Genomic DNA, 24348 nt, shown 5'->3' on the forward strand with positions numbered 1-24348 from the left:
AAATGGGGCTCAAATTCCATTTCTTTCCGGCCGTGTTTCACGATGAGACGCTTCACAGCGTCCTTTCAAGATACGCCCGGCTCTGTGGCGTACGTAGCTGCGGAGCAGTTTTCGATGGAGCGCAGTCCGCAAACTTCTTCTCGCAGAACGTGGCTTTTCCATGTCGACTAGCTGAGCTTGCCGAGGCGCTGCCGTGCGGCACAGGCTTATCGCTAGCCGGGGTTATAAAGCGCCATACGCAGCTGCCCTACTACGAACCTTTTTTGACCCAGCAACAAGTGGACGACGCCAATACCTTGATGGCGGGAAATGGCGAGGGGTTGATGCTAAGGTTGGGGTTAATCGCGAGTCGACTCGAGTTCGCTTCGAGAGTGCGATTGTGCTTCGACTGTATCAACCAGGACATGGCCTGTGTGGGAGCAGCGTACTGGCACCGTGTGCATCAGCTTCCAGGCGTTTTGATCTGTCCACACCATGGAACCCCGTTGAAGTTCCTTGATTACCGCTGGTTGAGCCGAAATTCTCGAAGAATGCACTTACCGGACGATGAGGACGTTCAGTCTCACTCCATTTCGTTAGACATCCCTCAAAATCTACAAAGTGCTCTGCACGAAATAGCGCAGCGTTCGATGCAGGTGCTTGAGACCGATGTTCCTCCATTATGTCCTGATGCGATTCGATCAGTGTTTCTGGATAGCGCTATTGCCTTGGAAATGACTTCTGACACTGGTCGGCTGCACTTAGGCAGATTGGCGCGGCACATGTCTGCGTTCTTTGAGGCTCTCCCCTCCTCAGGGGAGTACTCGATACTGAAACAATCGTCTGCGGATATACCGGCGGCCTGGGTTGTGAAGCTTTTGCGTAAGCCGAGGGGCACCCATCATCCGCTGAAATTCATCCTGCTGGCCTGCGCGCTGAAGGTCGACATGGAAAGGATACTGCGGCAGAACGGGCCTATTACCGAGTCGCTTAATCGAACAGCCAATACCGAAACTCCTGGTGTACGAGATGCCAACGGATCTCCAACCAGTCGCTCAAGCACCATTGAGTATATGAGTGAGGCATCTGAAACGATCTGGAGGCTGGCGCTCTCGGGGGCTGACGCGAAGACCATAGCGTCAGTAACAAGGAACTCGATTCCATGCGTCTACCGAATGATACGCGCGATTTCGGATGGACCTGACCGATGGAAAGAGGCGAGGCTTTCGAAACAGCTGGGTGATAGGAGGACTCGATTTGAGGGGGATTACAGAGCTCGCCTAGCTCATGAGTGTCGAGATTATGTGTGGCTTCATCGAAACGATCGGCAATGGCTGTCTGAGCGCACACAAGAGCCAGGTAAAGCCCACAGACCGCGCAGACAGCAAGCAGAAAGATTCAAAGACCTCGACCTTAACCTTGCCAATGAAGTGGTTCAATGCGCTGAAATGTTACGAACGCTTCCAGGTAAACCTGTCCGTATCTCACGGACAAAAATAGGCAGAGAGCTTCATGTGTTATCTAGGTTTGAAAAGCAGCTCAACAAGCTGCCGCGCTGTGCGGCTGCACTGGCGGCCGAATGCGAAACCCTGGATGCATTCCATAGGAGGCGTTTGAGCTGGGCCGAGCGTAAGCTAAAACTAGACGGCAAACCAATTACTCAATCATCGATATATCGAACAGCGTGTATCAGAAAACCGCGCACAGGGGGACTGCATTCTGATTCTAGTATGGATATTGCTCTGTAACGCCGTCGCCAGAAGCCCCGTCAATGAGCAACGCGTAGATTCGCTGTGTGAGTTTTTGGCGAAGCAATACATGAAGGGTATTTATATGTGTTCGGTATTATATTATGACACCGAATAAAAAACGGCGGATTTTTTAAAGTAGTAGTTGGTGGCTGTTCGCTACTGTGTTGCGCTCATAAAAATCCTTGCCTGGGTACAGGGTGATATGTGATAAAAGTACTTCCTTCACAGGATTCGCGTCCTACCAGAACCCACGCTAAAAAATCGGCTACTCATGTCCAGCATTCTTTTTTTTCCAATATCGATGCCAGATGAGACACTGTTATCTCGTATTACGAGGTACCATTTTTTGTCTGGAAACAAAACAGAGGCAGAAACGTTTCGTGACCTTTTTGGCGTTGCCCCATTTCAACTTTCGATTATACCAAAGCAATTAGGGAACCTTGCGTCTCGATTACCTGGAGTTAAAGAAAGCAACTTTAATGAATTGCTTGAAATTAATACTTATTTTCCTGCATACAAACCTTTTATAGGGTTGTCAAAAGACCCATCTAAGGAACTGGACAGAGTTTTGTCAGATGTTGCCCGAGTGCCTAGGTGGGAGGGTACAAAAAATAGCAGAGCCAAAATTTGCTTAGCCTGTGTGCAGGCTGACCTCATAGAGTCAGGTTACGCATATTGGCACCGAGCTCATCATGTACCGGGCGTTACGGCCTGCTGGCGGCATGGCGAGGAACTTCTTCAATCTTGTCAGGATTGTTCTCACCCTTTCTTTCGTAAAAACAAGTTATTGCCTAACTTAACCGATGATTGTGTTTGTGGGTGGAGCGCTATTAAACCTGCGAACCGCTTACTAGCCTCATCTGAAGAACAAGAATATGCAGTTTTTGTAAATGATATTTTGCAACGCAATCTGCCATCGGTGGATTATAAGGTTTTGGCTGCCTGTTATCGGCGTCAAGCAAAGAAGCGTGGGTTTGTTCATGGAAATCTGATTGGTACTGCTAAATTGTTTAGCAGTATTCGTGAAAAATTCGGCGATGAAATTATTTCGAAAATTGACCTGGCATACGCAGCTGGTATCCGACGTCAATGGATTAGACTATCGACAACAAGAGGTCAAATCGATATGCCGTTGGCGCGGCATCTTCTAATATCTCTCCATCTATTTGGTAGTGCAGAAAATTTTGAGAAATGCTTAGCAGAAGAGTCTCTACTTGCTAGCTCGGCAAACCCGACGGTCCGTCTTAAAGAGAAAGCTCTGCCAGAAAATAAAAAAAAGGCTTATCGAGAAAAAATCTCAATACTACTTGAGGTTAAGCCAGGTATTGGTATGGACTATCTTTGGGTCAATGCTTATCAAGTAACACGCTGGCTCAACGAAAACGATAAGGACTGGTTATTGAGTGAAATTACAAGGGACGTAAAGCAGAAGAATAGTGTCGAGTCGGTGGTGAGCGATGAGGACGAAAAATACGCAACCATTCTTAAAGAAGGCGTTGAGAATTTGTACCGCATCACCCAAAAACAGGCTCGAGTAAATATCAGTAACATGCTTGCACTGTTGCCGCGAAAAGTAAGTAGGGAGCGTGCGACTCGTAAGTCGTTTCCGTTAGTGTCAGAACAACTTGAGCTTCATCTAGAATCTCTTTGGCATTTCCGGTTGCGGAGATTTATATGGACGATGTCGGAGATCGCGAGGCTTAAGTTACCCCCAAACAGCTCCAGCTTAAAATTATTGACTACAGTACCTCATGTGGCCTGCCAGGCTCTCATAAATCACTTCGAGTGGGATTTGGACAGCATGGTCAAGGAAAGTATTGACGGTGAAATGATGCTTAGAAATACCGGCGTATCGCGACAATGGGAAGGGCCGCCAGGTTATGATATGCCCATGGGGGGGAATGCATACATGGAGATGATCGCGTCCAAGTAGATATTTTATAGAATATCCGGGTAATGCTCTGGATTCTATGATCCCTCAGGCGTGTTTTTTGGGCGGCGAATGTCACTATTTATATTGAACTAGCGGCACTTCTACGGGGCATTGGACGTGCACTCTATCAGCGTCTTCAGCAGACAAGGGTTCTATGCCGCGTACGGCGTATCGCCCCACTCAATGCCGCAGACATCGGTATTCCCTGACGCCCCGGCTTCACTCCCATTTGCACCTATCCCGAAGTGGGATTCAAGCATTGACAATGGCATGACGTCGGTAACTGGCGCAAGCCACTCCAGACGGCGACACCACCGATTGAAATTGTGGTGTTCAGTGAGGCGAGGGATACGTAGAGCTGTAGGTCTTGAGAACGTGAGCCCGCGATCAGAGGTATCGCGGGGTGAATCAGACCATAGCGACCGGGCTAAGCATCAGCTTTCGAGGAGATGAGTCAAATTTTGCGTGCTGTTCATCGGCGTTAAGACTAGGCGCTTTACGCGCAGCTATGCTGATTGATGTGATTGATTATTCGACTCGATTTTTGAAGTGAGTCGGAGGGACGAATGAATTTGGCGGGCCTAGTTGAACTGCTTTCCGGTGGCGAAAGATTACCTGGATGTGAGCTAGCTCATTCAGACGCCGTGGCTCTGGTCGGATTTTACTTCCCTGGACGCGCCTATTGCATAGTCGCTGATTGGACAGTGGTTGAAATAGCGGTCTCCCCCCGTCAGTTAAAGGCCGTTGTGAGAAGAGGAGTCACTCCCACTTTGGTCAACGCTTTATATGTTATCCACGATAGCAAAGGACGTTTCCCTCGCGGTCATTGGGTAAGAACCTCATTGGGTGTTTCCTTCACCCATGATTGCCTGTTCGAGACTAAAAACACCGTGTATGTGTTGATGGGACCCGGTCGAAGGGTACGAACAGACCTGGACGTCGCGCAGAGCCTGTACTGAAAGTCACTGGTGCGCAATGTGGCAGTCATCGACGTTCCGCGTTTTAGGTTTCGTCCGCCTCAGCCATCCCTATATTTTTCGGTGCTTACCAATAGTGTTGGCCAAGTATCAGCAATCGCCCCCTAGAACCTGGTTTATAGGGGGGGCCTGTCTACTTCAGAGGAGCCGAGCGGCGTGCTTGCTATAATTCAAACGAATGGTTCACATCCCCAGAATTCTCGGCGATGGCGGTTGGTTTTCTAAGGTTAAGCGCAAATTCTAGCGGGGTGGCAACACATGACCATGCCCTGCGAGCGTACCCGGAGTATCGTCCAAACAGGCGAGTTCTTGCGTGAGCTGTCCAGAGATCAGACCCTCCCAGAATCTGTTCGTCAGCAGGCAAAACGCCTCCTGCGGCATTACCCGGAACCATGGGTGATCTTTGGGATCGGCTCCTTCGAAGAGTTGCTTCAAACAAAGGATCCGAGCGATCCAACGCGAGAGTTCGCGATAGTGGTTCACACTCCCCAGTTGAGCTCTAGCACTGACGGGTAAGGCTGGAAAAACTTACTCAGACTGAGTCTATGATAGAGACCATGGTCTGTGGCAATCCGAGATGGTGCTGTCCGCGCTTCAACGCTACGCCCCTCGTGTTGATGAACGGTATAGATCATTATGCTGTATGTATGTACAGTTAATGGGTTCTTGCGGTCTTACTCATTGCCTAAGTGTTGAAGCCCTTAGGCGGTGTCACGTGCCGAGATAAGGCCTGAAGTTTGTTGGGTAAGGTGTTATTTTCAGTGATTCCATATTGATACTATCGGAACGGAATTCGACCTATGATCACACTGAAAACTGCCATTATTCACAGCTTCAAGAAGCTGGCCAAGACCAGCTTTATCTCCGAGGTGGTCAAGAAGGATGTGGCGCTCGATACTGAAAATCCTGCGTTGCATTTTCTGGTCAATGGCATCCACGGCCTCATCGGCAAAGAAGGCAACAGTGTGGTCTATGGACAGTTTGCCAATGATGACCGTCAGGGGCCGTTTCCAGAGCGCTTCACCGCGTTCGTAGAAGTACAAGATGATAAAGCGCAATTTATCGACTTGACCCACTTGGCAATGGACCAGCTGGTGGAGCAAGCCGGTAATCAAGTCTTGTCGACTGGTGGACACATCCTTTGCGCCCAGTACACCTCGGGCGCAACCGACTTTTTCCTGGTCGCCAGCATGAAGGAGCGCGGTGGTATTCAGCTGGACGAAAACTATGTGCCGAAGGAAATTCAAGAGGTCGATCTCAACAAGGTTCAGCAGGCCGCCAGGATCAACTTGGCTAGCTTCGTGGCCATAAAGGCTATGGCTGCTGCGGCCGCTGCTGCGCCTGAGCAGGATGAGGATGAGGATGACGCGGAGGATGAAGTGGATTCAACCTACCTGTGTTTTATCAGCCGCGGCCGTGATAGTCAGGCATCTGACTATTTCATTTCTGCACTGGGTTGTGCGAAAGGAGTGGCCTCCGGACGCGCTACCAAAAATGCCATTGATAACGTTGCCCGGTTTTTTCGCGACAACAAAGCGTTAAAAAGCTTTGGTTATAAGGCCAAAGAGGCGGTGATCAAATATCTGGAGGAGCAGTTGGCCGCAGGCAAGTCCGCGCGCCTGGACGCCATCTGCCACGTCGCTGTCGCACACGTACCCGCTGACTTAGTGGATGAAATCGTTGGGCTGAAAGACTATTTGAATAGTGAGAAACATAAGGTGCCGGACGACTTTACGGTCAATGCGAAATCGCTGAAAGAGAAGACCCGTATCAAGGGGGACGCTGCTAACTGGTCGTTGCAATTCGAGCGTGGAGCGTTAGGTAAGGATCCGGCTGCAGACGTTTACTATGATGAGGGACGTAAGAAGTTGACCCTGTCCAATCTGACTGCCGAACTGGTTGGTGTGATCGAGAAAGAATTGCTGGCTAGGGCTGGCTAAGAATGTTTTCCAATGTGGTAGCTCTCTACCGTGCCCTCGGAGCGCCCACCATTGAGGATGGGGTCATCCGCTATGAGGGGAGGCCAACGCCCGACATTATCGGTGCGTTGCGAATGTGTGATGACCTGCCCGCAGCCTATGGCAAGTTCGAGCATTGCTCTGAAGAAGCGGACTCTCTAGATATTGAGTTTCGCTTGCCATCGAACGAGTCGGGCCGGTTCTACGCGAACTTAGGCGAGTTTGTCGCTCGCAATGGCTCATTGGGCAAGGGCCAATTTCCGAGCAACGTGTACATTGTTGAGCTCAGTTGGGCGGATAGTGATGACACCGAACCTTCGGCGATTAAGGCGCTCAGGCGCGTCTGTCGGTTGATCGAGCTGCTTGCACTGCTAGCGATCGGCGTCGACAAAGACAGCAGTCCAGATGGTTATAACCTGTTTTTTGCCTTGCCTCCTGATGGGGCTAAGCCTCCGAGAACTTTTCTGTTGCCTACCCAGGTTGACGTCAAGGTTCTTGACTATGAGCTCAACCACCTGAGCTTGTTGGAAGAAATACTCAATCGAAAAAACGAAAACAAGGCGCACCTCTCCGAACGAAAATTGATGATTCGGATGGCGGTGGCGAGCGTCATCGAGAAGTTTGAGAGCGAGCCGAATCTGTTCTTGGTGATCGTGCGGGAGTGGCGGGAGGTCCTCGCCACGTACCGTGCGAATCTGCAAACCTACGTCTATAGCTTCTCGTTTGAGCGGGCCCGGCGCGAGGTGGCCCAGGCTGAAATCGACTATGGCACTAAGCTTAGCGGGGTACTGGGCGACATTGCGGGCAAGATGCTTGCCCTGCCGATATCGTTAGCGGGTCTGGTCGTGCTGGAGAAAACCACCTCAAAATTCGAAGGTTTTATTCTTGTCCTTGGGCTGGCAGTGGTCTCTGTGGTTCTGCTTGCGATCCTCCACAATCAAATGCTGCAAACAGAGCGCCTGCTACACAGTTTCAATGTCATCTTCGATGATTTTAAGGACAAGATAAAAACCTATCCCCCAAAACTTCAGGGCTTGCTCAGGATCACCATCGACCAAGTCGACAAGCAGGGCCGAACGCTAACCAGGACCTTTCGCTTGCTGAAGGGGCTGTCCTTGCTGCCAATCGTCGGGGCTTTGCTGCTGGCCGCGATAAAATACTGGGATGGTTTCGTATGGTTATTGATGACCATCCTGTCGATCGTGTTTTCCGCGCTCAACGTAGTCCCGAACTTTCTCAGCCCGTAAAGGCTTTGCCTCATTTCTATGGAAAATTTTAAGGTGAAATTGGATTAGTAAGTTCAAACTGTTGAATAATGATCCACGCTGTCTTCAATTGCTCGAGGAAAAAATTTATGCTCGCAACAAACAGGTGGCGGCTGAGCACGCAGCATCCTCAACGGAGCTGGAGCGTGCGGCGGTTTTCATAAAGGCAGCGCTTTGCGGGAAATCTGGCTTATCCCTCGGCCACGTCGTTTTCAATCGTTCAGTGATAAACGTTAAGAGAGGAAAACCCACCATTTGAAACTCCTGAGGCCATCACAGTTGGCGGTCAGCAGGAGGTTGCCACGTAGTCTACGTATTGAAGGTCCCGCGTCTTACATTAGCGACGAGAAATCCCAGATGAGCGATGAACTGAATGAGGAGGATATGCGCTTGGCGCTATTCGGCTCCCCAAAACAATCCGACCCCGTAGTACTCGCAAAGCCGCAGCCGAGTCCAACGTCCCGACTAAACTCTAAACCGCTATCACCGAAGCTGAGGGTGACACTGCATGTTACCAAGGACTTCGAAGGCGACGTGAGCGTATTCATTTATGATGCGAACACGCTGAGTACTCTTGTCGCGGAACAAGATGCAAAAAATGAAGCTAAAAAGAAGAAATTCAAATATTTCGATGTGGTCTCGGTCAAACCCATCCAGTAACTATCGTATCGTTAAAGAACGTGCTTCATTACACTGCTCTTGCTCCCTATGCAATACCACTGACCAGCCAGTTGTTTTCTTGCAGACATTCGTTTGCATGTAACTTGACCAGTATGCGCCGTAATAGGGACTGGCTGATAAAGTCCAAAAGAAACAACTCCAGCAGTATTAAAAAATACTCGGTTTTTTGAACAAGCGGATGGGAAACCTCCACAACACTACATCCTGAATATTTCCGCTATCGCTGTCTCATTTTGGTTAGCGGCGAGCGCCTTCCGGGTACAGCTATTGCCGCATCCCAACTTGACCGCGGTCACTGCTTGAATCATATAAGGCTGTGTGATGGTCAGATTGGTCAGGTGAGCCAAAAATATAAACAATCTCGGTTCGACTTCGCTGTGACGATGCATCGAGAACTGGTTTCAGCTCCTGAGCATGCGCACTTTCAGGTGTTGATTCGTGCTGCTGGTTAAGAGTACTCCTGAGAAAAGCCCTAGTAAAGGTAGAGCCACCCATCGGTTGGGGGCATGCCGAAAAAGTTAATTTTGAAAAAACAGGCGAACATTACAGAATTGTAATTGTTCAATCATCTCCCCGTTATCTTCAAATTGCAACGATACAAGTCGGCGACGATACGGGGGCAGAAACTGCTCCCGTAAACAATAATTCCAGCCGAAGAGCTTTCTAGTTCTGCCGAACCTAAGGAGTGATTAATGGATAACAATACGAAATTTTCGATGGCCGCTTTGGCGTTGGTTGTCAGTTCTGGGCCTTCTATAGTGTTTGCGGAGGAAAAGACTGGGGGGTTTATCGAAGACAGCAGCCTTACCGTGCTCAATCGAAATTTCTACTTCAATCGTGATCATCGTAACGGTCAATCAAGCCCCACGGGCAATGGCTACTCCGAAGCCTGGTCGCATGCGATTATCAGTAAGTTCGAATCCGGATTTACTCAAGGCACTGTTGGCGTGGGTGTCGATGCTTTCGCGATGATCGGGTTGAAGCTTGATACGGGTGACGGTCGTAATGGCGGTCGTAGCTCGTTCGATGTACTACCTGTCAACGGTGACGGCGAAGCTCGAGATGAATACACGAAAGTCGGTGGCGCGGCCAAAGTTCGCGCTTTTGACACTGTGGTGAAAGTCGGTGATGTATTTCCCGCCAACCCTGTCGTGGCGTCTGGCGACTCAAGGCTTCTACCGGAAAGTTTCCGGGGTGTGACCGCGACCAATACCAGCATCGAAGGACTGACTGTTCAGGGTGGTCGCCTGCATGCTATGAGTCAACCAGTCTCCAGCAATATGCGCGACAATTTCGCGACCTTCTATGCGGGCCCCGTTAATTCGCCTTGGGTCGGCTATTTCGGTGGCGACTACACTGTGAACAAGAATGTCATCGTTAGTCTTTACTCCAGCCGTCTCAAAGACGCCTGGAATCAATACTATGCTGGCACCGGGTTGAACTACTCCTTGTCTGATGAGCTTTCCGTATTCGGCGGTGTGAATTACTATAAGGCAGTTGACGAAGGGAAAAAACTGCTGGGCGAGTTCGACAACAATATTTGGAGCGCTAAAATTGGCGTGAAGTATGGTGCGCACTCACTTGCACTTTCTCACCAGCGAAATAATGGTAACGACGACTTCGACTATCTGCGTCAGTCGGATTCCATCTTTCTCGACAACTCAATCCAGTACAGCGACTTCAACTCGCCAAAAGAACGTTCATGGATGGTTCGTTACGACCTCGACATGAGCTCGTATGGCGTACCCGGCTTGTCGTTTATGACACGTTATGGTCGTGGCACCGACGCTGACTACTCCAACGCTAACGCAACATACATGCGGCGCGATGCGGACGGGAACCCGTTGACCGATCAGAAACGTTGGGAGCGCGACATCGAAGTAAAATACGTCGTTCAGACAGGTTCCTTGAAAGATATGTCTTTCCGCTTGCGGCAAGCGAACACCCGTGCAACCGCATTTGAATCGGATTTGGATGAAGTCCGTGTGATTGTTGAGTACCCACTAGCGATTCTGTAATACCTGAACGGGATGATTCGTTCTTGACGAATATCCCGTTTTCGATAGAAAGATTTCAAAAATGTAATTTTTCAATCATCTCCACGTTAACTTAAATTGCTTATAGTGAGTGGGAGTTAATAGGAACCTAGCTAGCGCATCTGGTTGGATTCCTATAGACAAGTAGCTAGTCTGTGAAAATCTGAAACTCATTGCTGTTCAGTTAAAGCTCCAAGCTCACCTTTAGAAGCTCCTTTGGAAAAAGGTGAATTTTTAAGACGTCCCTCGGGACGTCTTTTTTATGCGTGCGCCAGGCATGGCGCGTTGCGCGCAAGCGCAACCAGCTTGGCTGTGTGGCCTCGCTGGTGACTTGGAGGTGAAAGTCCTCTACACACCCGGCAAGGGGAAGTGTTAGCCAGAGGCAAGGGTGTCGCGGGTGACCGCGAATCTGAAGGAAGCCCGAGGCAAAATGCTGGCCTGACGAACAGCAAGCGGATAGAGGCGGCGCAGCGGGGTAAAGGGGCGTGTTTCCCTAAAGCCCAATACTTGCACGGGACGCTGCGACGTAGATCCGACAGGCATAAGCAGGAAGGTCGCGCGAATTACCCTGGGAGATCTGCACGTTTGCCACAGTGCTACCGAGCGTCGAGAGGCGACGGGATGAACGTGCAGAAGTCAGCCGAGGCCGTAGTAAGTGGCGAATAAACCCGTCACCAAGGGCCGAACAAGTTATGCCGCCAGTAGGCGTCAAAGTCTCGTTGAATACCGAAATGCAGAAATTTCTCCAAGAGAAGACTGTTACTCCGAGTCCCGGACAGTATCCGAGGATGACGGCTGACAGCGCACAGGTATCGGCGGCGTCTGTGACGTGGACGAACGCGGAGCCGGACACGCTGATGGAGCAGGTGCTTGTACCGGCCAACCTTAGGCGTGCGTATCAAGGCGGCCCGCTCTCGCCGTTGCTGTCGAACATCCTGCTCAACGAACTCGACCGCGAACTGGAACGGCGAGGCCATCGCTTCGTGCGTTATGCCGACGACGCGAACATCTATGTGCGCAGTCAGCGAGCTGGCACGCGGGTGATGGCCGGTGTTGAGCGTTTCCTGAATCAGCGCCTGAAACTGACGCTGAACCGGGAAAAGAGCCACGTAGCACGGCCTTGGGTCTGCGACTATCTGGGTTATGGGATGAGCTGGCATCAGCAACCGAGGCTGAGAGTGGCGACGATGAGTCTGGGTCGCTTGCACGACCGGTTAAGAGACCTGCTGCGCGGGGCGCGGGACCACAAGATGGCGAATGTCATCGAACGAATAAACCCTGTGCTGCGCGGGTGGGCAGGCTATTTCAAGCTCAGTCAGAGCAAACGGCCACTTGAGGAAATTGACGGCTGGGTACGACGCAAACTTCGCTGCGTCGTCTGGCGTCAATGGAAGCGGCCCTCAACGAGGGCACGTAACTTGATGCGCCTGGGGCTTAGCGAAGCTCGCACCTGCAAATCAGCCTTCAATGGCCGAGGCCCATGGTGGAGCTCGGGAGCATCTCATATGAATCAGGCGCTGCCGAAGAAGCTATGGGATCAACTTGGGTTGGTCTCGGTACTGGATACGATAAACCGGCTTAGCCGCATAGCTTGAACCGCCGTATACGGATCCGTACGTACGGTGGTGTGAGAGGACGGCGGATGTAAATCCGCCTCCTACTCGATCCGTTAAAACACGAGCATATAAAAAACGCCCGATACCTCTAAGTGTTGAGGTTAATCGAGCGTTATAAATCCCTCTGACAGCAGCATAGCTGCTAGCCGCCTCGTTTACGACACTCTCCAGCCACAGTGTACCTAATTGTATTTAGCTGTCCTTTTGAATCTTCATAGGTCATTGCGGCGGGCACCACTGCGCAGACTTTTGCAGGCCGCACCACACTGATAACCTTCACAACATCCACCTTCATCCCGTACTCGTATTCTTTCGACACAGGGGCGCTTTTCCCCTGGCTAATTGCATACTGCTCCATGGCTTTAGCATTCGCCACCATCATCTTTTCAAAGGCTTTGTCTCCTCCCCCTTCCGCCAGTACGAGAGAGGATAACGTCAGAGCTCCAGCGAAAGTAATAATACTCATGAACTTCATATTTAGTACCTCATATATTAACTGTTACAAGGATATCAATTCGAACATTGCGATGGCGTGGCGGCTAGGTTACGAATGTGTAATAAAGCCGTAAAAAAAACCGCCGCCGGAAACCGGAAGCGGTTTTTTATACGCAGTACTACTACATTTTACCTGTCTCATCTTTAGCATCACTTGAAACCACGGGAACGCTCTTCCCTTCTCTAGCAACATATGCCTCCATTGCCACATCTCGCGCCGCCATCATTTTTTCGAAGGTTCTGTCCCCCCCACCTTCGGCTAAAGCAACTGAAGAAAGGATTAAAGCACCCGCAAGAGCGCAGATTTGAGCAATTTTCATACTGACACCTCATATAGTTAACGCTAGTAGGGTATCAATTCGAACCTATCAACACGGTGGCGCCAAGATTACAGATTCGTTATGTAGCTCACATAAAAAAGCCCACTATCGAATCTCGATAGTGGGCTTTTAAAACTAAAGAATTATACGGCTTCTATTTTATCGTCTTCGTCTTCGGCTTCTTCCTCGTCTCGGCGGTGCGCCCATTGATAAAGCGCAGGCAATATCAGCAGGGTCAACGCAGTTGAGGATAGGATGCCCCCGATCACCACGGTAGCCAGGGGTCTCTGGACCTCTGCCCCCGTTCCGGTGGCCAGTGCCATCGGAATAAAGCCAAGAGAGGCCACCAGAGCTGTCATCAACACTGGGCGCAACCGGGTAAGAGCCCCTTCATTGATTGCGGAACTCAACGAATGTCCTTCCTCCCGAAGATTGCGGATGAACGCAATCATCACCAGACCATTCAGCACCGCCACGCCCGACAACGCGATGAAACCAACACCTGCCGAGATCGACAGCGGGATGTCTCGGAGCCATAAAGCCATGACTCCCCCCGTCAACGCGAATGGAATACCGGTGAACACCAATAGGCCATCCTTGAGGTTGTTGAACATCATGAACAAGAGTGCGAACACCAAGAGCAGGGCCACCGGGACTACAATCTGTAGTCGCTTGGCAGCGGATTGGAGCTGCTCGAACTGTCCTCCCCAGTTGGTCCAGTAACCGGCCGGGATCTGCACTTCTTTATCAATGGCGCTACTGGCCTCCTGTACAAATGAGCCGATATCACGCCCACGCACGTTGGCGCTGACGATCACCAGACGTTTGCCGTTTTCACGACTGACCTGGTTAGGTCCCAACACTAGATCGAGGCTAGCCACCTCTGAAAGAGCAATAAACCCGATCTGATCGGCATTGGTGTTAAGCAGCGCCGGTACCGGGATTAGCAGTGTGGACAATCCCTCGAGATCCTTACGCATGGCGTCGGATAAACGCACCACCATGTCGAATCGGCGGTCTCCCTCATACATCGTACCGGCTTGACGACCACCGACCGCCACCGCAATGGTGTCTTGTACGTCGCCAACGTTCAGTCCGTAACGGGCGGCTTTGTCACGGTCGATGTTGATGGTCAGTACCGGCAGTCCCGACGTTTGCTCGACTTTGACCTCGGAGGCACCATTGATCTTCTGCATGGACGCGGCAATTTTTGCAGCGGTGCTGTTAAGCACCGCCATGTCATCACCGAAGACCTTCACTGCCACATCACTGCGTACGCCTGAAATCAGCTCGTTAAAACGCAATTGAATAGGCTGAGAAAGCTCATAGTTGCTTCCGGGCATGGCGGCTGTAGCTTTTTGGATATCGGCTATCAACGCCTCCCTGGATTTATTCGGATCAGGCCATTGATTCTTCGGCTTGAGCATCACGTAGCTGTCAGAGATGTTTGGTGGCATTGGGTCTGAGGCAATTTCTGCTGTACCAGTACGAGCAAACATCCGCTTGACCTCCGGTACCTTTGCTAACACAAGTCTTTCCAGACGTTGCTGCATTTCTACCGATTGCGTCAGGCTGGTACCTGGTACACGCAGTGCTTGCAACGCGAAATCCCCTTCACTGAGGCTCGGCACAAACTCGCTGCCCATTCGACTGGCGACCACACCGCACACCGCGATAACGGCTAGTGCTATGGCGAATGCCATTGATCGATGGCCCATGACCCATTCTAGCGCTGGCGCATACACCCGACGGGCGCTACGCATGATGATGTTCTCTTCTTCCTTGACCTTACCGGTGACGAACATCGCAATCGCCGCCGGGACAAAGGTCACCGACAACAGCATCGCGCCGAGCAAGGCAATCACCACAGTAAACGCCATCGGATGAAACATTTTTCCTTCGACGCCGGTGAGGGCAAAAATCGGTAGGTACACGACCATGATGATCAACTGGCCGAAAATCAGCGGTCGGCGTGCTTCCTTGGCCGCCGCGAACACTTCGTGAAAGCGTTCGGAGCGGGTGAGGATGCGTCCGTGGTGTTGCTGTGCATGGGCCAGACGACGGATGGCGTTTTCGACAATGACCACCGCGCCATCAACGATGATGCCAAAGTCCAACGCTCCGAGGCTCATCAGGTTGGCGCTGACCTTGTTGGTAAACATGCCAGTGAATGTGAATAGCATCGCGAGCGGGATCACCATGGCAGTAATCAGAGCCGCGCGAATGTTGCCAAGGAACAGGAACAGAATCGCGATCACCAGGATCGCACCTTCAATCAAGTTCTTCTTAACGGTGGCAATTGCCTTGTCCACCAAATTGGTACGGTCATAGACGGTGACTGCCACCACCCCTTTTGGCAGTGAGCGGTTGATTTGCTCAAGCTTGCTAGCAACGGCTTGGGCCACGGTGCGGCTATTCTCACCGATCAGCATGAACACTGTGCCGAGCACCACTTCACGACCGTTTTCGGTCGCTGCCCCCGTGCGCAATTCACGGCCGATGTCCACGGTTGCGACGTTCTTGACACGGATGGGCGTACCGTCGACGTTGGCCATGACGATATTGGCGATATCTTCGGTGGTCGCTACTTGGCCAGGTGCGCGAATCAGTAACTGTTCGCCACTGTGCTCGATGTAACCGGCACCGACGTTGGCGTTGTTGCGCTCCAGCGCTGTAACAAGGTCAGTCAGCGTAAGCTTGTAAGCCGCCAAGCGTTTTGGATCGGGCGCAATCTGGTACTCCTTGGCGAACCCGCCAATGGTATTGATTTCGGCGACCCCGGGAACATTGCGCAGCTGAGGCTTGATGATCCAGTCTTGGATCACCCTCAGGTCGGTCGGCGTATAGGGACTGCCGTCCTCCTTGACGGCACCTTCTTCAGCCTCGACCGTCCACAGGAAAATTTCACCCAGACCGGTTGAGATCGGCCCCATGACGGCTTCCACCCCCTCGGGTAGTTGCTCCTTGGCCACCTGCAACCGTTCGTTGACCAATTGTCGGGCGAAGAACAGGTCAGTGCCTTCCTTGAAGATCACTGTGACTTGCGACAAACCCGAGCGTGACAGCGAGCGAGTTTGTTCTAGAGCCGGCAAACCAGCCATTGCAGTTTCGATGGGAAACGTGATGCGCTGCTCGGTTTCCAGTGGTGAAAAACCTGCTGCCCCTGTGTTGATTTGCACCTGGACGTTGGTGATATCGGGAACGGCGTCGATCGGCAGCTTCTGGTAGCTGGCTATACCGAGGCCGGCCATGAGGAGAACCGCGAGCAGCACGATGATGCGCTGCTCGATGGCAAATTGGATCAGGCGTTCGAACATGAGAACCTTCTCGTGGAAGTGGCGGATCAGTGGGCGTGTTCAGCCGAGGCTTTACCCAGTTCTGATTTCAGAATGAAACTGCCGGCAGCGGCGACTTGAACACCGGGCTCCAGGCCCTCCGTGATCTCGACCAGACCCGCCGAACGGCCACCTGTCTCCACTGGCTGAGCTTTAAACCCGTCGTCCGTTCGAACGAAAACAGTTTGCGTGTCCTCGACCGTCTGGATAGCCGCTTCTGGTACTGCGACCTTTGTTTGCCGAGTATCAGTGTCAACCTGCACGGTCACGAATAGCCCGGGACGCCATGCACCTTGTGGATTGGCCAAGGTCACGCGGACCGTGGCTGTACGAGTTTGCTCGCCCAACAAACTGCCGACATAGGCCACGGTTCCAGTGACTTCGGCATTCAGTTCCGACGCACTGACCGTGACCGACTTGCCCACCAGTACCTTGTTTAAATCCTTTGGCGAGACACCAAAGGTCACCCACACACGCGACAAGTCGGAGAGGGTGAAGGCATTAGTGGTTTCGCTGACAACCTCACCGAGGCCCAAGTGTTTCTCAACGACAACCCCGTCAAACGGCGCACGCAATTCATATCGGTTACCCCCGCTGGTGACCGAGCTGCCACTGAGTACGCTGATTTTTTGTCGAGCATTGCTGAGGGCGATTTCGGCTTCTTGCAAAGCCTGGCGGGCTTGCAGGAAATCCTGTTCGGCAGAGATTTTGTCCTGCCATAACTGTCGCTCTCGCTCGTAGGTAGTACGGGCCAACTCAAGACGACGTTGCGCCGCGGCTTGTTCACTACGCTGATCAGAAATTTGTTGGCTGGCGATCACGGCCAGCAACTGGCCTTTTTTCACCGGTTGACCAAGATTGACATGGACCGACTCGACGACACCGGGTACACGGGGCACCACATGTGCAGTGCGGTCTTCATCAAAACGGATTTCTCCAGGAAAGGGCAATGAAAGGCTAATACTCTGCGCCTTGGCTTCGACCAACTGGATGCCGGCTGAGCTGATCTGCTCTTCGCTCAGAGTCAAGTGACCTTCTTCCGCTTCGCCTTCGGCGTGTTCGCCCTCGGCTGATTTTTTGCCAGTAGTTTCATCGCCGTGATCGTCATGGCCTTTGCCCTCCTGAGCCTGAGCCTGAGCCTGAGCCTGAGCCTCGGCTGAGGGCACCGATGGGCTGCCCATCCACAACGAGCCGATGCCTATACCCAACGTCAAGGTCAGTGCAGTGACGAGAATTAGTTTTTTATCCATGGAAACTCCCTGCGCAGCCCAGTCGGCAGTCACGGATTACCGTGGTATTGCGATGCTGAGCAGCGGTAAAAAAAGCGTTATATGAAATTCACGGAGTGCGAGTGAGAAGGGCGACATCTCCGAAAATTCGCTCGATGCGCACCCAGGCGTCTGTCGCCTCGGCGATAGCCTGGATGTATTGCGTGCGGGCGCTAATCAAGGTGCGCTGAGCATCGAGTACGTCGAGGAAGTTAAACTTGCCCATTTCGAAACCTCGGGTAGCGGTGTCGACGGCACTTTTCGCGGCAGGCAGGATGGTTTGATTGAACGACGCGACTTCAGTGTTAGCCGTCATCCACTGATCCAGGGTGGTCTGGATTTCTGTGCGCAGGCGTAACTCACTGGCGTTACGAAGGTCGCGGGCTTGATCGGTACGGCGGGCAGCGGCTAGTACGTTGCCCTGGTTACGGTTAAACAATGGGATGGGCATAGACAGCCCCACGACATTCACCCGCTCGCGCTCGCGCTCGTCGTATTGGCTCCCGATACTCACGGTGAGGTCGGGAATTCGCTGAGCCTTCTCCAGGCCAAGGGAGGCTTCCCGCTGATCTATTTGCAGTTTTGCCAATCGTAGTTCCGCGGTTTCACCTATGCGATTAAGCAGCAGTGACGAATCCGGTACGGTTGGCATCGACCGGCCTGGATCACCCACAGACACGAATGCAGGCAAAGGCGCGCCCATGACCTGAGCGAGTCGCTGGTAGGCACTGGCCTCATCCCGCTCAGCCCGCCTCAGCTCCAGACGCACTTCTGATAGCTGAACCTCTGCGCGAGTACCTTCAACGGGTGAGGATTTACCACTCTTGATGCGACCTTGAGCTACACGCAAACCGCGCTCGGCGAGCTCAAGTGATTGACGTGATAACAGCAGCCTTTGCTGAGCCGTCGAGGAGCTGTAAAACGCCTGAATGACATCGGCACGCAGAACATTGCGTTTGCGGTCCAATTCAATACCGGCCGCGTCTTGAGCTCGACTGGCCACCTCGATCCTAGCCCCGCGCTTACCGCCAAGCTCGATCGGCTGGTTGATCATTACCGTCGTAGTGCGCGAGTTTCGCCGAGTATCTTCAGCCTCCCAGGAAACCTCAGGGTTAGGGATCAACCCTGCCTGCTGTCGCTCTCCCTGAGCAATACCAGTCTCCCATTGAGCGGCCGCCAGATCAGGGTTATTGGCAAAAGCGGTTTCAAGCGCCTGATCCATTGTTAGCATTTGAGCGGTCGCCGCAAACAAAGGACTAGTCAAAAGCGCAAGGATCGAAATGAGACCTGCTCTTAGCATGGTCTTATGCGTGATTGGGTGAGCAATAAACTTTCTACGCCGAAGTAATTCCATCATTCCTTAAAACCTTTAAAACAAAAAGAATTTCCCATGAGGCAAATGTAATTCTCCGCACCTATCAACAAGGTGACTGAAAAATTACAAATACGTTATCCAGCGGAAAAACCTCAATTAATGCATTAGGATGAAGTCAACAAGTGCTCGCACCAAGAAACAACCCGAAACAAAAAAAGGGAGCCGAACCTAGTACTTTAGGAGGTCAAGGAAACATGACGAACCTTGCAAAGCTTTAAAAAGACCATATTGCGAAGAAAATTAAAGATGTAGCCAGAATCGAAACATTTATACAGATTAATAAAGCCCTTAAACCATGTTTAACGAGCATCCAATCATTCCGATACATTTACCAGAGGGTGAAATCCTATGCGAATCCTTGTGATAGAGGACGAGCTGAAGACTGCTGAGTACTTACATCAAGGCCTGACTGAAAGTGGCTATATTGTAGACTGCGCATCGACCGGGGCTGATGGACTCCATCTAGCACGTCAGCAAGCTTATGATCTGGTAATACTAGACGTAAATCTACCTGAAATTGACGGTTGGGACGTTCTTGAAAATATTCGGCAGACTAGTAGCACTCGGGTAATGATGCTGACTGCAAGAGGGCGTCTGGCAGACAAAATCAAAGGATTGGATTTGGGAGCCGATGATTACCTGGTCAAGCCATTTGAATTCCCTGAGTTGCTTGCAAGAGTACGCACTTTAATGCGTCGCAGCGAACATGTTCCAGTTCCAGAGGTATTAAAAGTCGCTGACCTTGAACTTGATCAAGGCAGACATCGCGCATTCCGCGGAAAGCAACGCATAGATCTGACGACAAAGGAGTTCGCGCTGCTTCATCTGTTGATGCGTCAATCAGGAGAGGTGTTATCTCGCACTCAAATTATCTCTTTAGTGTGGGATATGAACTTTGACTGCGACACAAACGTTGTCGAAGTTTCGATACGAAGATTGAGAGCAAAAATAGATGATCCATTTGAAACAAAATTAATACATACCCTTCGTGGCGTAGGCTATGTATTGGAGGCGAGGAAATGAAACCGGTCAGCCTATCGATGCGGCTGGGGTTGACAGTTAGCATTATGGGAGCGGTACTAGTAGTGCTGTTAGCGATACTAGCTTTTTTAGCGCTTACTCACGAACTTGATTCGCGCGCAAAAAATAGCTTAGAGAAGAAGATGAGTCAGATTGAGCACAGTCTACTGATGGATATCAGTACCCGTGACATGAGTTTAAAACCACACGTGCTATTAGATCAAGTGCTGGGACACGACAATCTTAACCTGACCATCTTTGATGATGACAACATGAGTGAACCTCTGCTGAGTTTTGGAGCAGATATACCTGAAGTATCTACGAATCAAGCCGGAACAGCCGCCAGTAATAAGCTGTCGTACTACTCCCCAGCCGAAGAGTCCGGAATCCACATCCTCACCGCCTCTAAGCTCATGAAATTAAAGGATGGTGAGTTCGTATCGGTCCTACTGTCTATTGATCGCTCGAATGATGAAACGCTATTGAGCGCCTACCTGAGTTCGACCATTGTAGCGGTTCCACTGTTGCTGATTCTGATTGGTTTCAGCGCCTGGGCTATTGTGCAACGAGGCTTATCCCCCCTCCGGGAATTCCGGAAAGTTGCAGCAATGGTGTCGGCCCAGGATTTAAGTCATCGACTCTCAGTTGTCAAGATGCCCCAAGAACTCAGTGAGCTTGCTCACGGTATAAACTTCATGCTGCACCGTCTTGACGGCGGAGTTCAACAACTATCGCAATTTTCTGATGACTTGGCGCATGAGCTGCGGTCACCGATTACGAACCTTATGGGGAAAGCTCAGGTAACACTTTCTCGAGAACGCCCGGCAAAAGAGTACAAGGCTGTTTTAGAGTCATGCACCGAGGAACTAGGACGAATCACCAGAATTGTTTCAGACATGCTTTTCTTGGCCCAAGTAAGTCATCCGGCTGCACTCGTGCCGTTTGAAAGCATTTTACTAGAGGATGAAGCGCTAAAAGTCATCGACCTTTTTTCTCTATCGGCTGAGGAAAAGAGCGTTGGTATAACTGTCAGCGGATGGGGCAAAGTTTTAGGTGATCGACTCATGATTCAACGGGCTATTTCCAATCTTTTATCAAATGCCATTCGTCACTGCCCAGCAGGGCAGTCCATTGCTATAGCGATTGAAACGCAAACTGAAAAAGTCTCACTATCAATAAGTAATCCTGGGGTAGGAATTGAGCACCAGCACTTGTTCCATATTTTCGATCGTTTCTATCGTGTAGATAACAGTCGCTCACGAGCTGAAGGTGGTACTGGATTAGGGTTGGCCATTGTCCGATCCATCATGAGTCTTCACCAAGGAACGGCAGAGGTCAAAAGTATGTCGGGTCATCCGACAGTCTTTCGACTTACATTTCCAAAATATAATGCGTAAAGTAAACTAATAGACCACAAATCGGGGAAGTGTTTTTAGTAAGACTTTAACTAAAATCAAAACAAATAGAAAACAACCTAAGAGTGCGACTCCGAAATCCTTAGAGCATAGATAGGGTGGGATATTTGCACATAACAAAGCGAGATCAACTCCCCTTGGTACATCCTGCCACTCCTCCCCAACGCGTGCGGCATTAAATTGACTGCCTGTACCGTAACACTTCGAAACGATTGCCTATAGATATCAGCCGAGCGGAGCTTGGCTTCAGACTGAAATAAATCTAAGAGAACCGCGCTTTAACACACCTGCGACATATGGTCGCAAATACTTTTATTGTAAAAGCTCTTCCTCCTGTTGACCCTGTAGCAGCTTCAGGCTTGATACTGGACACTTGAGCAATGCGCGGTTTTGAGATCTTTATGATCGAATAGTTCTACATCATTTCTTAGTCGGGCATTTAAGTAAACTTCGAAATTTCATTATTCAATTCATATTACATAGGGCGGCACTACCATGCGAATGCTTGTAGTTGAGGATGAGCTTAAAACTGCCGAATACCTGCATCAGGGTTTGACTGAAAGCGGCTATATAGTAGATCGGGCGGTGAATGGCACGGATGGACTTCACCTTGCGCGTCAACAAACCTACGACTTGGTAATACTTGACGTCGATCTACCACAACTTGATGGCTGGGGTGTACTTGAGCAACTGCGCCAAAGCAGTAACACCCGGGTCATGATGCTGACCGCTCGCGGGCGCCTGGCGGACAAGATCCGCGGCCTCGACCTGGGGGCTGATGACTATCTGGTCAAGCCATTCGAGTTTCCAGAACTGCTGGCCCGGGTACGAACCTTGATGCGTCGCAGCGAACACGTTCCCGTCCCGCAGGTCTTGAAGGTCGCTGACCTGGAACTCGACCAGGGCCGCCATCGGGCCTTCCGGGGCGAACAGCGCATCGACCTGACGACCAAGGAGTTTGCCTTGCTGCACCTGTTGATGCGTCAGTCGGGTGAGGTGCTTTCCCGTACCCAGATCATTTCATTGGTCTGGGACATGAACTTCGACTGCGACACCAATGTGGTCGAGGTTTCCATCCGCCGCCTGAGGGCCAAAATTGATGATCCTTTTGACAACAAGCTAATCCATACCCTGCGCGGCGTTGGCTACGTGCTGGAGGCCCGGGAATGAAGTCGGCAAGCCTGTCGACGCGGTTGGGTTTAGCGGTGAGTATCCTGGGCGCATTGTTGGTGTTATTTCTGGCGGTTCTTGCATTCATCGCGCTAACGCATGAGTTAGATAAACTGTCAAAAGACAGCCTGAGCGAGAAAATGCGGCAAATCGAGCACAGTCTTTCGCTGTATGAAAAACCTGTCGACATCAAAATCAAACCGCACGTATTGCTGGATCAGGTGATGGGGCATGACAACCTGAACCTTACCATTTATGACCTGAAGAATATGAGGACGCCGCTCTTAAAGTCCGGCTCTGGCTTGAAGGACCCCAGGGTGGAGTTGAAGGCGGCAGGGTCTGCCACCGTCAATGTGTCGTACTCCCCAAGCATCGATGATCAGGGCCGGCACTTCCTGACTGCGTCCAGACTTATCCGCTTACCGAACGGTACGAATATCGCCGTATTGCTGTCGATTGATTGCGTCAACAATGAAGCGCTGCTCAGCACATATCTAAGCTCGACGATCATAGCGTTGCCACTGCTGCTGCTTCTTATCGGCATCAGTGCCTGGGCAGTGGTAAAACGGGAGCTCGCGCCGCTGCAGGAGTTTCGCAAGGTGGCCGCCATGATCTCTGCTCAGGACCTCAGTCACCGACTCTCGGTGGTCAAGATGCCACAGGAGCTCAGTGAACTGGCCCGTGGCATCAACTTTATGCTGCACCGACTCGACAGCGATGTTCAGCAGTTGTCGCAGTTCTCCGATGACCTGGCCCACGAACTGCGATCGCCCATTGCCAACCTGATGGGCAAGGCCCAGGTGACGCTGTCCCGGGAGCGGCCTATTGAGGAGTACAAAGCAGTCTTGGAGTCCTCCACCGAAGAGCTTGGGCGCGTAACCCGGATTGTCTCGGACATGCTTTTCCTAGCGCAGGTCAGTAATCCCGCTGCGCTGGTCCCGTTTGAGACCATTGCGCTGGAGGATGAAGCCTCGAAGGTCATCGATCTGTTTTCCCTGTCGGCGGAAGAGAAACATGTCAGCTTGAGCGTTACGGGCAGTGGGTCGACCATTGGTGATCGGCTGATGATTCAGCGGGCAATTTCCAACCTGATGTCCAACGCAATACGCCATTGTCCAGCAGGCCAAGCCATCTCAATCACCATCGAAGTCCATGCCACAGAAGTCTCGCTACTTGTAGCCAACCCAGGCGCAGGTATTGAACCTCAACATCTGCCGCACTTATTCGATCGCTTTTATCGAGTCGACACCCATCATTCTCGCACTGAAGGCAGTACCGGGCTTGGTTTGGCCATTGTGAAATCGATCATGAGTCTGCATCAGGGAGTGGCAGAGGCTAAAAGCTCCCCCGGTAATATCACGATCTTCAAGCTCGGTTTTCCAAACATCCATGGACAAGCCAGCTGGTGACACCAACCATTGAAAAAACAGCCCTTATTCACGTCATCCGTTCATTCGTGCGTGTTACGACACACACCCATAATTTGGTATTCAATAGTGTGAAGCTTTCCAGCTGAGTCCTCATAGGTCATTCGAAAAGGTACAATGTTGCAAGAGCGAATTGGTGGGGTCGTACTCACCACTTTTGCGATATCAAGCTTCATTCCATCACGATATTTCTGAACTTCCGGAGCTGTCTTGCCTTTTTGGGCTGCGTAGGCTGCCTTTTTTTTCTGATTTGCTTCCATGGCGTTGTCGTTGCGATCACCACGGCTTTCAGCGAATGTTATCGAAGACAATGATAGCGTCAGCGCA

General features: G+C 51.3%; 19 protein-coding genes. 13 read left to right on the forward strand and 6 right to left on the reverse strand.

Annotated elements, in window-relative coordinates; translation table 11 throughout:
• Positions 1 to 2: 2 nt before the first annotated feature.
• The 9 genes from H7698_RS05745 to H7698_RS05775 all read left to right on the forward strand — a co-directional run bounded on the left by H7698_RS05745 (position 3) and on the right by H7698_RS05775 (position 12175).
• Complete coding sequence (locus tag H7698_RS05745) at positions 3 to 1727, forward strand: TnsD family Tn7-like transposition protein (protein WP_194690845.1); 1725 nt, start codon at positions 3 to 5, stop codon at positions 1725 to 1727.
• A gap of 274 nt (positions 1728 to 2001) precedes the next feature.
• Positions 2002 to 3663: a TnsD family Tn7-like transposition protein gene (locus H7698_RS05750; RefSeq protein ID WP_082239619.1), complete on the forward strand. Its 1662-nt coding sequence runs from the start codon at positions 2002 to 2004 to the stop codon at positions 3661 to 3663.
• Between the two features lie 566 nt (positions 3664 to 4229).
• Complete coding sequence (locus H7698_RS31815) at positions 4230 to 4622, forward strand: DUF6957 family protein (RefSeq protein WP_414813048.1); 393 nt, start codon at positions 4230 to 4232, stop codon at positions 4620 to 4622.
• 282 nt (positions 4623 to 4904) lie between these two features.
• Positions 4905 to 5156: a BPSL0761 family protein gene (locus tag H7698_RS31820; RefSeq protein ID WP_395604941.1), complete on the forward strand. Its 252-nt coding sequence runs from the start codon at positions 4905 to 4907 to the stop codon at positions 5154 to 5156.
• A gap of 284 nt (positions 5157 to 5440) precedes the next feature.
• Positions 5441 to 6580: a nucleoid-associated protein gene (locus tag H7698_RS05755; RefSeq protein ID WP_050682854.1), complete on the forward strand. Its 1140-nt coding sequence runs from the start codon at positions 5441 to 5443 to the stop codon at positions 6578 to 6580.
• A 2-nt stretch (positions 6581 to 6582) separates the two neighbouring features.
• Positions 6583 to 7845, forward strand: coding sequence for a hypothetical protein (locus H7698_RS05760; protein ID WP_194690846.1), 1263 nt, complete (start codon positions 6583 to 6585; stop codon positions 7843 to 7845).
• A gap of 375 nt (positions 7846 to 8220) precedes the next feature.
• Positions 8221 to 8523 carry a hypothetical protein gene (locus H7698_RS05765; RefSeq protein WP_017341685.1) on the forward strand — a complete coding sequence of 101 codons (303 nt, stop codon included), beginning with the start codon at positions 8221 to 8223 and terminating at the stop codon, positions 8521 to 8523.
• Positions 8524 to 9236: 713 nt separating this feature from the next.
• Positions 9237 to 10562 carry an OprD family porin gene (locus H7698_RS05770; protein ID WP_017341682.1) on the forward strand — a complete coding sequence of 442 codons (1326 nt, stop codon included), beginning with the start codon at positions 9237 to 9239 and terminating at the stop codon, positions 10560 to 10562.
• A gap of 710 nt (positions 10563 to 11272) precedes the next feature.
• Positions 11273 to 12175 (forward strand): group II intron maturase-specific domain-containing protein, encoded by a 903-nt coding sequence (locus H7698_RS05775; RefSeq protein WP_130205466.1) that lies wholly within the window; start codon positions 11273 to 11275, stop codon positions 12173 to 12175.
• A 163-nt stretch (positions 12176 to 12338) separates the two neighbouring features.
• Here H7698_RS05775 and H7698_RS05780 read toward each other — a convergent pair whose 3' ends face one another.
• The 5 genes from H7698_RS05780 to H7698_RS05800 all read right to left on the reverse strand — a co-directional run bounded on the left by H7698_RS05780 (position 12339) and on the right by H7698_RS05800 (position 18971).
• Positions 12339 to 12671: a DUF2790 domain-containing protein gene (locus H7698_RS05780; protein ID WP_017341680.1), complete on the reverse strand. Its 333-nt coding sequence runs from the start codon at positions 12669 to 12671 to the stop codon at positions 12339 to 12341.
• A 142-nt stretch (positions 12672 to 12813) separates the two neighbouring features.
• Complete coding sequence (locus H7698_RS05785) at positions 12814 to 13011, reverse strand: co-regulatory protein PtrA N-terminal domain-containing protein (RefSeq protein WP_017341679.1); 198 nt, start codon at positions 13009 to 13011, stop codon at positions 12814 to 12816.
• 143 nt (positions 13012 to 13154) lie between these two features.
• Positions 13155 to 16328: a CusA/CzcA family heavy metal efflux RND transporter gene (locus tag H7698_RS05790; protein ID WP_017341678.1), complete on the reverse strand. Its 3174-nt coding sequence runs from the start codon at positions 16326 to 16328 to the stop codon at positions 13155 to 13157.
• 26 nt (positions 16329 to 16354) lie between these two features.
• Positions 16355 to 17596: an efflux RND transporter periplasmic adaptor subunit gene (locus H7698_RS05795; RefSeq protein WP_194690847.1), complete on the reverse strand. Its 1242-nt coding sequence runs from the start codon at positions 17594 to 17596 to the stop codon at positions 16355 to 16357.
• Positions 17597 to 17684: 88 nt separating this feature from the next.
• Positions 17685 to 18971 (reverse strand): TolC family protein, encoded by a 1287-nt coding sequence (locus tag H7698_RS05800; protein WP_017341676.1) that lies wholly within the window; start codon positions 18969 to 18971, stop codon positions 17685 to 17687.
• Positions 18972 to 19337: 366 nt separating this feature from the next.
• On the opposite strand from H7698_RS05800, the gene H7698_RS05805 reads away from it, so the two are divergent.
• From H7698_RS05805 to H7698_RS05820, 4 genes are all read left to right on the forward strand, one after another.
• A complete protein-coding gene (locus H7698_RS05805; RefSeq protein ID WP_017341675.1) occupies positions 19338 to 20012 on the forward strand; it encodes a heavy metal response regulator transcription factor in 675 nt (224 codons plus the stop codon).
• A complete protein-coding gene (locus H7698_RS05810; protein WP_017341674.1) occupies positions 20009 to 21406 on the forward strand; it encodes a heavy metal sensor histidine kinase in 1398 nt (465 codons plus the stop codon). Before H7698_RS05805 ends, H7698_RS05810 begins: the two co-directional genes overlap by 4 nt.
• Before the next feature lie 513 nt (positions 21407 to 21919).
• On the forward strand, positions 21920 to 22594 hold the full coding sequence (locus tag H7698_RS05815; RefSeq protein ID WP_017341673.1) for a heavy metal response regulator transcription factor: 675 nt from the start codon (positions 21920 to 21922) through the stop codon (positions 22592 to 22594).
• Positions 22591 to 24003 (forward strand): heavy metal sensor histidine kinase, encoded by a 1413-nt coding sequence (locus H7698_RS05820; protein ID WP_017341672.1) that lies wholly within the window; start codon positions 22591 to 22593, stop codon positions 24001 to 24003. Before H7698_RS05815 ends, H7698_RS05820 begins: the two co-directional genes overlap by 4 nt.
• 41 nt (positions 24004 to 24044) lie before the next feature.
• Here H7698_RS05820 and H7698_RS05825 read toward each other — a convergent pair whose 3' ends face one another.
• The gene (locus H7698_RS05825; protein WP_031319196.1) at positions 24045 to 24344 is read right to left on the reverse strand and encodes a DUF2790 domain-containing protein; all 300 of its coding nucleotides are present in this window, start codon (positions 24342 to 24344) and stop codon (positions 24045 to 24047) included.
• Positions 24345 to 24348 lie beyond the last annotated feature (4 nt).

It is taken from the genome of Pseudomonas sp. p50(2008), from assembly GCF_015351605.1.
Lineage (GTDB): Bacteria > Pseudomonadota > Gammaproteobacteria > Pseudomonadales > Pseudomonadaceae > Aquipseudomonas.